At 34.9% G+C, this 8,649-nt stretch carries 7 protein-coding genes and 3 tRNA genes; 5 read left to right on the forward strand and 5 right to left on the reverse strand.

Annotated elements, in window-relative coordinates; genetic code table 11:
* Positions 1 to 243 precede the first annotated feature (243 nt).
* From HNS38_RS19135 to HNS38_RS19145, 3 genes are all read right to left on the reverse strand, one after another.
* Positions 244 to 319 (reverse strand) — tRNA-Gly (locus tag HNS38_RS19135).
* A 9-nt stretch (positions 320 to 328) separates the two neighbouring features.
* Positions 329 to 410: transfer RNA gene (locus HNS38_RS19140), tRNA-Tyr, on the reverse strand.
* A 31-nt stretch (positions 411 to 441) separates the two neighbouring features.
* A tRNA-Thr gene (locus tag HNS38_RS19145) sits at positions 442 to 514 on the reverse strand.
* A gap of 154 nt (positions 515 to 668) precedes the next feature.
* On the opposite strand from HNS38_RS19145, the gene HNS38_RS19150 reads away from it, so the two are divergent.
* The 4 genes from HNS38_RS19150 to HNS38_RS19165 all read left to right on the forward strand — a co-directional run bounded on the left by HNS38_RS19150 (position 669) and on the right by HNS38_RS19165 (position 3,107).
* On the forward strand, positions 669 to 1,367 hold the full coding sequence (locus HNS38_RS19150; RefSeq protein ID WP_172284620.1) for a tol-pal system YbgF family protein: 699 nt from the start codon (positions 669 to 671) through the stop codon (positions 1,365 to 1,367).
* An 82-nt stretch (positions 1,368 to 1,449) separates the two neighbouring features.
* On the forward strand, positions 1,450 to 2,427 hold the full coding sequence (gene fmt / locus HNS38_RS19155; RefSeq protein ID WP_172284622.1) for a methionyl-tRNA formyltransferase: 978 nt from the start codon (positions 1,450 to 1,452) through the stop codon (positions 2,425 to 2,427).
* A gap of 169 nt (positions 2,428 to 2,596) precedes the next feature.
* Positions 2,597 to 2,869, forward strand: a complete 273-nt coding sequence (locus HNS38_RS19160; protein ID WP_172284624.1) for an HU family DNA-binding protein — start codon at positions 2,597 to 2,599, stop codon at positions 2,867 to 2,869.
* An 88-nt stretch (positions 2,870 to 2,957) separates the two neighbouring features.
* A complete protein-coding gene (locus HNS38_RS19165; RefSeq protein WP_172284626.1) occupies positions 2,958 to 3,107 on the forward strand; it encodes a hypothetical protein in 150 nt (49 codons plus the stop codon).
* 613 nt (positions 3,108 to 3,720) lie between these two features.
* Here the strand turns inward: HNS38_RS19165 and HNS38_RS19170 are convergent.
* Complete coding sequence (locus tag HNS38_RS19170; RefSeq protein WP_172284628.1) at positions 3,721 to 4,464, reverse strand: outer membrane beta-barrel protein; 744 nt, start codon at positions 4,462 to 4,464, stop codon at positions 3,721 to 3,723.
* A 61-nt stretch (positions 4,465 to 4,525) separates the two neighbouring features.
* Entirely contained in the window at positions 4,526 to 6,430 is a 1,905-nt protein-coding gene (locus tag HNS38_RS19175; RefSeq protein WP_172284630.1) for an ATP-dependent DNA helicase RecQ, read from the reverse strand.
* Positions 6,431 to 6,537: 107 nt separating this feature from the next.
* Here HNS38_RS19175 and HNS38_RS19180 point away from each other — a divergent pair, with 107 nt between their 5' ends.
* Positions 6,538 to 8,472 (forward strand): translation factor GTPase family protein, encoded by a 1,935-nt coding sequence (locus HNS38_RS19180; protein WP_172346928.1) that lies wholly within the window; start codon positions 6,538 to 6,540, stop codon positions 8,470 to 8,472.
* The last annotated feature ends 177 nt before the right edge of the window (positions 8,473 to 8,649 follow it).

Raw genomic sequence — 8,649 nt, forward strand, 5'->3', positions numbered from 1 at the left:
ACCGCCGACCGGCTGATTACAAATCAGCTGCTCTACCAACTGAGCTACATCGGCACTCATTTTGCTTATAAAGCGGCTGCAAAAATAAAGAAGATTTTTAATTCTACAAGTGATTTTTACAATATCCTTAGATAAATTTTTAGCCCAATTTCTATCTCGTTATTAATCAATATTTAGGGAGGAAAAATAATTTATATGGACATAAAAAAAGCTTCTAACTAAAATAAGTTAGAAGCTTGTATCTGGAGCGGGAGACCGGGCTCGAACCGGCCACCTAAAGCTTGGAAGGCTTTCGCTCTACCAAATGAGCTACTCCCGCTAAGGTTTGTGGGGGGAGGAGGATTCGAACCTCCGAAGGCTTAGCCAACAGATTTACAGTCTGCCCCATTTGACCGCTCTGGAATCCCCCCAACAATTTATTCTCAATCTTTTAAAAGAACGAGCCGATGAACGGACTCGAACCGCCGACCGGCTGATTACAAATCAGCTGCTCTACCAACTGAGCTACATCGGCGCTCATTTTGCTTTTAAAGCGGGTGCAAAAGTATATAAGATTTTCAAATCTGCAAGCTTTTTTCGAAAAAACGTCAAACTTTTTATTTTTTTTATTTTTCGCTCGGATATTTTGCAAAAAAAACTACTTTTGCACTTCTAAAATAAAAATGAAAATGGCACAACAAAAAAATACTAAAGATCTTACAGAAGAAAGATTTGAAGCAGTAGAAGAAGCTTTGACCAGATCGGAACAAATCATTGAGAAACATCAGAAAACTATTCTTACTGTTATTGGAATCATAGTAGTGATAGTAGTTGCATACTTTGGTTTTGATAAATATTACTTACAACCATTAGAAGAAGATGCTCAAATTGAAATAGCGAGTGCAGAAACGTATTTTGCTCAAGACTCTTTGAATCTTGCATTAAATGGAGATGGTGCTCATTTAGGCTTTCTAGATATTATTTCTGATTACGGAATGACTAAAAGTGCTAATCTATCTCATTATTACGCTGGTGTCTGTTATTTGAAGCTAGGACAGTACGAAGATGCTATTACTTACCTTAAGGGATTTTCTGCTAACGATCAAGTTGTTGCTCCAATGGCAATGGGTGCAATTGGTGATGCATATATGGAGTTAGGCGATACTGATAAGGCTATTAATTATTATTTAGATGCAGCAAATCAAAAAATAAATGAGTTTACCTCTCCTGTATTTCTTCAGAAAGCTGCTTTAGCTTATGAGAGCAAAGGTGATTTTGCTAAAGCTTTGGGCTTGCATGAAAGAATAAAACAAGAATTTTCTAAAACTACTGAAGGTAGACAAGCTGATAAATACATTGCATATTTGAAAGGAAAACAAAATAAATAGTTTATAACTATTCCATAAAAAATACCTGAACTTTTAAGTTCAGGTATTTTTTTTATGTGTTATTTTTGCACTTACAAAATGAATGAGGATGAAAGATAAACTTAGAATAATATTTATGGGAACGCCCGAATTTGCTGTGGCTAGTTTAGATGCATTGGTGCAAGCAGATTGCAATATTGTTGGAGTGGTAACTATTCCCGATAAACTGGCTGGTAGAGGAAAGAAATTACAAATGTCCGAAGTGAAGAGATATGCATTGGAGAATAAATTACCACTTTTGACACCTTTAAAGCTAAAAGATCCTGTATTTTTAGAAGAACTAAGATCCCTGCAAGCCGATTTGCAAATAGTTGTGGCTTTTAGAATGCTGCCAGAAGTGGTATGGGCTATGCCTCCTCAAGGAACATTTAATTTGCATGGTTCCATGTTGCCACAATATAGGGGAGCAGCTCCTATTAATCATGCTATCATTAATGGTGAAACAGAGACAGGAGTCACTACTTTCTTTTTAGATCATGAAATAGATACTGGAAAAGTTATCGAACAAAGATCTTGTGTTATTAATGAATCGGATTCAGCAGGGGATGTGCATGACCGACTAATGGCTTTAGGAGCAACGCTCGTTGTTGATACTGTGAAAATGATAGCAGAGGGTGGTGTGTTAACAAAGGTTCAGGAGGAATTAGGAAAGGAGCAAAATATCAAACATGCTCCTAAAATATTCAAAGAGGATGGTTTGCTTCATTGGAATAAAAATGCTGCGACAATATATAATAAAGTTAGAGGATTAAGTCCTTATCCCACAGCTTGGACTTGGTTGGAAGGATTGGCTGGTGGTAATCGCTTAAGTATGAAAATTTATGCAGTTTCAAAAACTGAAATATTAAGCCAATTTTCGCCTGGTTCTTTGAGTTTGGAAAACGGTAAAAAGTTGTTGGTTCATACAGATGATTTTTGTTTGGAAGTCTCGGAATTGCAGCTTCAGGGTAAAAAGAGAATGAAAGCTGCGGATTTTTTACGAGGGTTTTCTTTTGATGAAAACATGAGGTTTTCGGTGTGATCGACGTGCTGTATGACCTATGTTTATTCACAAAAACACCGTTTTTATTAACAAAAGTGAATAAATATGGCTTTTTTTAGCGAAATACTTCTGTAACACTTGCATTTCTAGTATTTTCAGTTATATTTGCATGAATGAAAATCAAATGTGTTAATTAAAATCTTACGAAATGAACAAAGCAGAATTAATTGAAGCAATGGCTAATGAATCAGGTTTAACAAAAGCTGACGCAAAAAAAGCTCTAGATGCATTTATTAAAGCAACAAGCGACTCTTTAGGAAAAGGTGAAAGAGTAGCATTAGTTGGATTTGGATCTTTCTCTGTATCAATGAGAGAAGCTCGCAAAGGAAGAAACCCTCAAACAGGAGCAGAAATTACAATTGCAGCTAAAAAAGTTATCAAGTTTAAACCAGGTAATGAATTAGCAGAAGGCGTAAAGTAAAAAAATTTACATTTTGCTTGAAGTATAAAAGGCTCTGTGTTCATCACAGAGCTTTTTTATTTATATTTACCAACCAATTTTTATTATTATGATGCAAAAAGAAGAAGAAGGTAATAAAAGCTCTAAGCTCAAGACCATAGTAATTGCTTTGTTTACCATTGAACAGATCATTATTATTTATATTATCGCGACTCGTAAAGGGACTTCAGTTATTGATTGGTTTTCTAATCTTTTCTAGAATCTCTAAAGTCGTTTCGTTTTTAAGTGGGATAATGTTGATAAGGAATCAAAGCGTCTTCCTCAGTATAATAAATGCCTTCTATAGAACTGTCTTCTATATATTTCTTAGGTGATTTAGACTAATCTAAATCTTCTATCCAATAACCATCTTTTGTACAGCCCGCATTTTTTAGTTGAATCCCATCAACAGAATGATGAATGCCCATAAGCTTGAATAGCTTTCCTGACCCATTCATAGATAAATGATTAAATTTATTTGAACTAGCTCTATTTTTAAAGATATCTAGGCCGACTATCGGATAGGCTCCGCTGATGAAAACAAGGTGTAGGATTTCTACTTTATTGTCATTATGTTGAAAAGACTTTGTATTCTATAAATGAGAAATATGAATGCACAGCTTCCTCTTTAATACATTTTTTCCATTCGAGTCATTATCCTAATGATATAGTCATGAGAAGCTTTGTCTGTTATTCCAGTATAGGCCTCTGTTCAGTAATTATGCAGAAAGTAGTGTGCGATTTAAAACAAGTAAATAGAACCTTTCCTATTAAACCTTTGGCTAATTCAATAACATCTTCATATTGAAATTATTCAGGTTGCAGGATTATTATTAGAACATATATCCAAGGCCTATAGTAAAAGTTAGGTTTTGATATTCAATATCCATATTTACATATTCTTCATCCTGTGTAAAAGGATTTAATGTTTTAATATTATCCTTAACTATTTTGCTTCCAATATAGTCACCGTTAAGCTGTAAGAATTTATTACCACCAAATTTATATTTTATTCCCAAGCCAATATCATAAGCAAATCCACCAGCACTGTACTTTTGTCTTACAAAAGCTTCGTCATTACCAAGGTCTTCTTCAGTTTCATAAATGTAATATCTAATTTGTGGTGCAAATAAAACCATATAGCCAGCCATTATTCTGGCATCAATATATAAGTCTTGAATAGGTAATACAAAATAAGCGCCAGCCATAAGGCCTCCGTTTCCCCATCCTTTTGAAGAAGCTAATACACTTAAATTCGCTTCGTCTTTTTGTAATATTTCTGTCATGGCATCAGAATAGGTGCCATTGTCTGTTTTATTGGTTCCTCCAATTATTCTACCTGCAAACCCAGCATAATAGCCCAAACGATAACTGGCTGAAAAATCAAAGGCCAAACCTGTTTTCGCGAATTGACCTTGACTAATAAGTTCATTATTTTCATCGATAATATATTCGTTGCTTGCGAAATCTCCTAAAGGACTACTCATTCCTATGGATAAACCGAGCATTAATTCATTTTTTTGAGAAAAGGATAATAAAGGTAGAATTGCGATTATAAGGATAATTAGTTTTTTCATCTTAAATAGTTTAGAATTTTCAGCAAATATAGGTATTCTGGGGATTATTTAGAACTTGTTTTTACACCCAATACAAATGATGTTCTAAGTCTTCACGGATTTTACCATTATCCTGTAACCACTGTATTGCATTTAGTAATTTGTCGACCTCATCACTTTCCACCGCGAAAATCAATTCATCTAACTGTACCGGTGTGTTTTTAAGAATGGGTTTAATCAGTTCAACTATGTTATCGAATTCTAACTTGCTGAGTTGTGTTTTGTTACGTTCTAGGCAGACATCACAAAATCCACATCGTTTGCTATTGACTTCTCCAAAATAGGATAGAAGTATCTGACTTCTACATTTATGATTGCTATCGACATACTTGGTTATGGCTTTTAGTCTTGATGCTGCTGATTTTTTTCTTAGCTCATAATTTTCAGGAGAGAAATATAGGTCGGTATTCTTTAGTCTTTCCGATATATAAGTGATTTGGGGTTGATTGTTTTCGGGTTCATAATCCAACACTCCGAGTTTCTTCAACATTTTAAAAGAAGACTGTAATTGTTCTTTAGTAATGTTGAAAGTATTCATAATCTGAACTTCATTTATTTTGGTATGAAGTTGAAATAATCCAGAATAGGTACGAAGTAGGAATTTGATGAGGTTGTCATATTTGGGAAAATCTACTTGAAAGCGATATAGGTCGCCACCTTCTAAAAGCATTTTTATTCTAGAGGGTTTGTACATGGCTTCGTTCATCATGATAATCCCAGTTTTTTCAAGAATTTTAATGCTGTTAAAGGCAATCAATGGTGAAATATTGTACTGTCTTGAAAATTGAGCCAAATCAAAATTGAAACTCTGGCCGGCTCCACTTCCAACCGCTAATTGTAAATAGTTTCCAAGAGCTTGATATATTTTTTTGATGGTATCAATGGGAGGGAAGCTTGTCTCAAAGTTCCGTTTCAAATTAAGTAAGTCAGCATTTTCCCATAAAATAACAGAAAATGCTTTTTTTCCATCTCTCCCCCCTCTTCCAGCTTCTTGGAAATAGGCTTCGGGATTGTCAGGAATATCAAGATGTGCCACAAATCGTACATTATCTTTGTCAATACCCATTCCAAAAGCATTGGTAGAAACCATGATTCTGATGCGGCCTTCCATCCATTCTTTTTGTCGGTGATCTCTTTGTCTGGAATCGAGGCCAGCATGATAATAAGAAGCGCTTATATTTTCTTTTTGTAAAAACTCAGCAATCTCTTTAGTTTTCTTTCTATTTCTGGCATATACAACTCCCGAACCTTGTTGCTTTTTAGCCATCTTTAATAATACTTCGAGTTTGTTTTCTTCTTTACTTACAAAATAAACTAAGTTTTTGCGTGCGAAACTATTTGAAAAGAAATTGGCATTTTTAAACGCTAGTTTAGCTTGAATATCTTCAGCAACCTTAATGGTTGCCGTTGCTGTCAATGCAATAACAGGCACTTTAGGGAAATAATGCCTGATTTCACTGATTCTTAAATAGGGAGGACGGAAATCATAACCCCATTGACTAACGCAATGTGCTTCATCAACAGCAATTAAATTAACTCTTAACTGATTTAATGTTTCTAAGAATTTATTAGAAATCAATCTTTCAGGAGAAAGATAAAGAAATTTCGCATCACCATGAGTACATCTATTAATAGCAAGTTCGTGTTCTCTTATATTTAGTCCAGAATAAAGAGCTACGGCAGGAATCCCTCTTTTCTTTAGGTTCTCAACCTGATCTTTCATTAAAGCAATCAAAGGTGTCACCACGATAGTAATTCCTTCCATCAATAAACCAGGGATTTGATAGCAAATACTCTTTCCTCCTCCTGTTGGAAGTAGGGCGAGGGTGTCATGACCATCTAGCACAGATTGGATTATTTCCTCCTGTTTGGGTCTGAAATTGGCATGCCCCCAATATTTAATTAGTATTTGTCTACTTGCTTGCATGAATTAAAGGTACTAATTTTGCGTTAAATAGCGAAATGAACAATTGAATGGGAATTTTTTTGTTCATTGCGCTTTATTTTGAAAACCAAAAATACTAAAAATAAAATTTGAAACCGATATTAAATATTGCACTATTGGCTCACGTAGATGCAGGTAAAACTAGTTTAACCGAGCAGTTACTATTTCATACAGGTGTTTTGAAATCTGTCGGACAAGTGGATAAAGGAACTTCCGTTTCCGATTTTCTGAATGTGGAGAAAGAGCGTGGAATAAGTGTGATGGCTTCACATATGAGTTTGGAATATAAGAAGCATCAGATTAATATAATAGATACCCCTGGTCATGCGGATTTTATCTCGGAAGTAGAAAAGAGTTTATTGGCCGTGGATATGGTGGTTTTAGTAATCTCGGCTTACGAAGGTGTGCAGGCTCAAACCCGAATCATCTGGAAATTACTTAAGAAGCTGGGCTTGCCTGTTTTTTTTGTGGTGAATAAAATGGATAAAGAGGATTTTTATCACGAAGACCTCCTCAAAGAAATCCAGGAAGAACTATCTTCTTCTGCGGTCGCTGTTCAGAAAGTTGAAGCAAAGGATGATATTATAGTTTTAAAGAATTCATCTAATGAAGATTTAATTGAAATAATAGCGGAGAACAATGATGCAATTTTGGAATTGTTTGTATCGGGAGAGAATATTGATGAAGGATTGTTACAGAAGGCTTATTTTGAACAGATAGAGAAAGCACTTATTTTTCCTGTATTATTTGCATCTGCCAAAGTAGGACTTGGCATAAAATTACTATTGGAGCATTTAGTTGAATTTAATAAGTCGAGAAATAATAAGAGTTCAGAAGAATTAGAAGCTATTATTTTCAAAATCTCTCAAGACTCGCAACTGGGGACGCTAGCGCATGTTCGATTGTTTTCTGGAAAAATGGCCAAAAAACAATTAGTTTATAATCAGAGATTAGCAGAGGAGCAAAAAGTAAATCAGCTTAAAAGTGTGTTTAGTCAAAAACTAAAAGATATAGAGGAGGCTAGGGCAGGCGATATTATTGCAATAGCTGGATTTTCTAATGTTCAAATTGGCGATGTTCTTGGAAAGAATAAGTCCACAAGAAGTTTGGGTTTTAATACGGTTCCCATTCTTAGGACTCAGGTAAAAGCAATTGAGAAGCAAGATTATTTTAACCTTTCAGAAGCTTTGACACAATTGAATCTAGAAGATCCCTTATTAGATTTTCAATGGTTTAGAGAGGAAGAGGAATTCCATTTGAAAATTAATGGTGCCATTCAGATAGAGATTTTAGAGCAGCTTATGCAGGATCGATTTCAACTAAATGTGGAGTTTGATACGCCATCTGTTATTTATAAAGAAACGATTGCGTCAGAAGCTTATGGTTATGATGCTTATACCATGCCAAAACCCTGTTGGGCAGTGGTGAAATTTCAATTAGTACCAGGGGAGCTAGGAAGTGGAGTTCAATATAAATCCATAGTTGGTGTGAATGATGTTTTATTGAAATATCAAAAAGAAGTAGAGCGAACCATAACTAGATCTCTTGAACAGGGAATGAAAGGCTGGGAAGTTACTGACTTAAAAATCACGCTGGAAGAAGGAGCACATCATAATATTCATAGTAAAGCAGGTGATTTTGTGATTGTTACTCCCATGGCTATAATGGATGGCTTGAAAAATGCAGGCTCGGTATTATTAGAACCTATGATGAAGTTTAGTATAGAGGCTCCAGAGGAAAGTTTGGGTGGTATTACCTCCGATATTATGTTGATGAGAGGTAGTTTTGAGCAGCCCAGGATCGAAAATAATCAAATGAAATTAGAAGGGATTTTTCCAGCAGCAACATCAATGGATTATCCAATTAAATTAGCTGCCAAAACAGGTGGACGTGGAAGCTTGTCCATGGTTTTTGATCATTATGAAAAAGTGGAGGATGACTTAGGAGTGATTAGAGAATTCAAAGGCATTAATCCTTTAGATAGATCTAAGTATATTTTAAAGGCTCGTAAGGCCATTCAGTAGCCAGGGCGGACGCACCCTTTTTTAACAAATAAAATAATATATAAAAATACTATATACGTATATACTAAAGAATAAATCACTATATTGTATTGATAATCAATACGATATAAAGAATGAAAACGACAAACAATCTAATAAGTATTTTTGGTACTATAGACGATCCTAGGAGCCATATAA

The organism is Lentimicrobium sp. L6 (assembly GCF_013166655.1).
In the GTDB taxonomy this organism is placed as follows: Bacteria; Bacteroidota; Bacteroidia; order Bacteroidales; family UBA12170; genus UBA12170.

What these genes read in the sequence shown, in the direction of transcription:
- HNS38_RS19160 (WP_172284624.1), top strand. Translation starts at nt 2,597, where the DNA reads ATGAACAAAGCAGAATTAATTGAAGCAATGGCTAATGAATCAGGTTTA.
- HNS38_RS19175 (WP_172284630.1), bottom strand. Translation starts at nt 6,430, where the DNA reads ATGCAAGCAAGTAGACAAATACTAATTAAATATTGGGGGCATGCCAAT.
- fmt (WP_172284622.1), top strand. Translation starts at nt 1,450, where the DNA reads ATGAGGATGAAAGATAAACTTAGAATAATATTTATGGGAACGCCCGAA.
- HNS38_RS19165 (WP_172284626.1), top strand. Translation starts at nt 2,958, where the DNA reads ATGATGCAAAAAGAAGAAGAAGGTAATAAAAGCTCTAAGCTCAAGACC.
- HNS38_RS19150 (WP_172284620.1), top strand. Translation starts at nt 669, where the DNA reads ATGGCACAACAAAAAAATACTAAAGATCTTACAGAAGAAAGATTTGAA.
- HNS38_RS19170 (WP_172284628.1), bottom strand. Translation starts at nt 4,464, where the DNA reads ATGAAAAAACTAATTATCCTTATAATCGCAATTCTACCTTTATTATCC.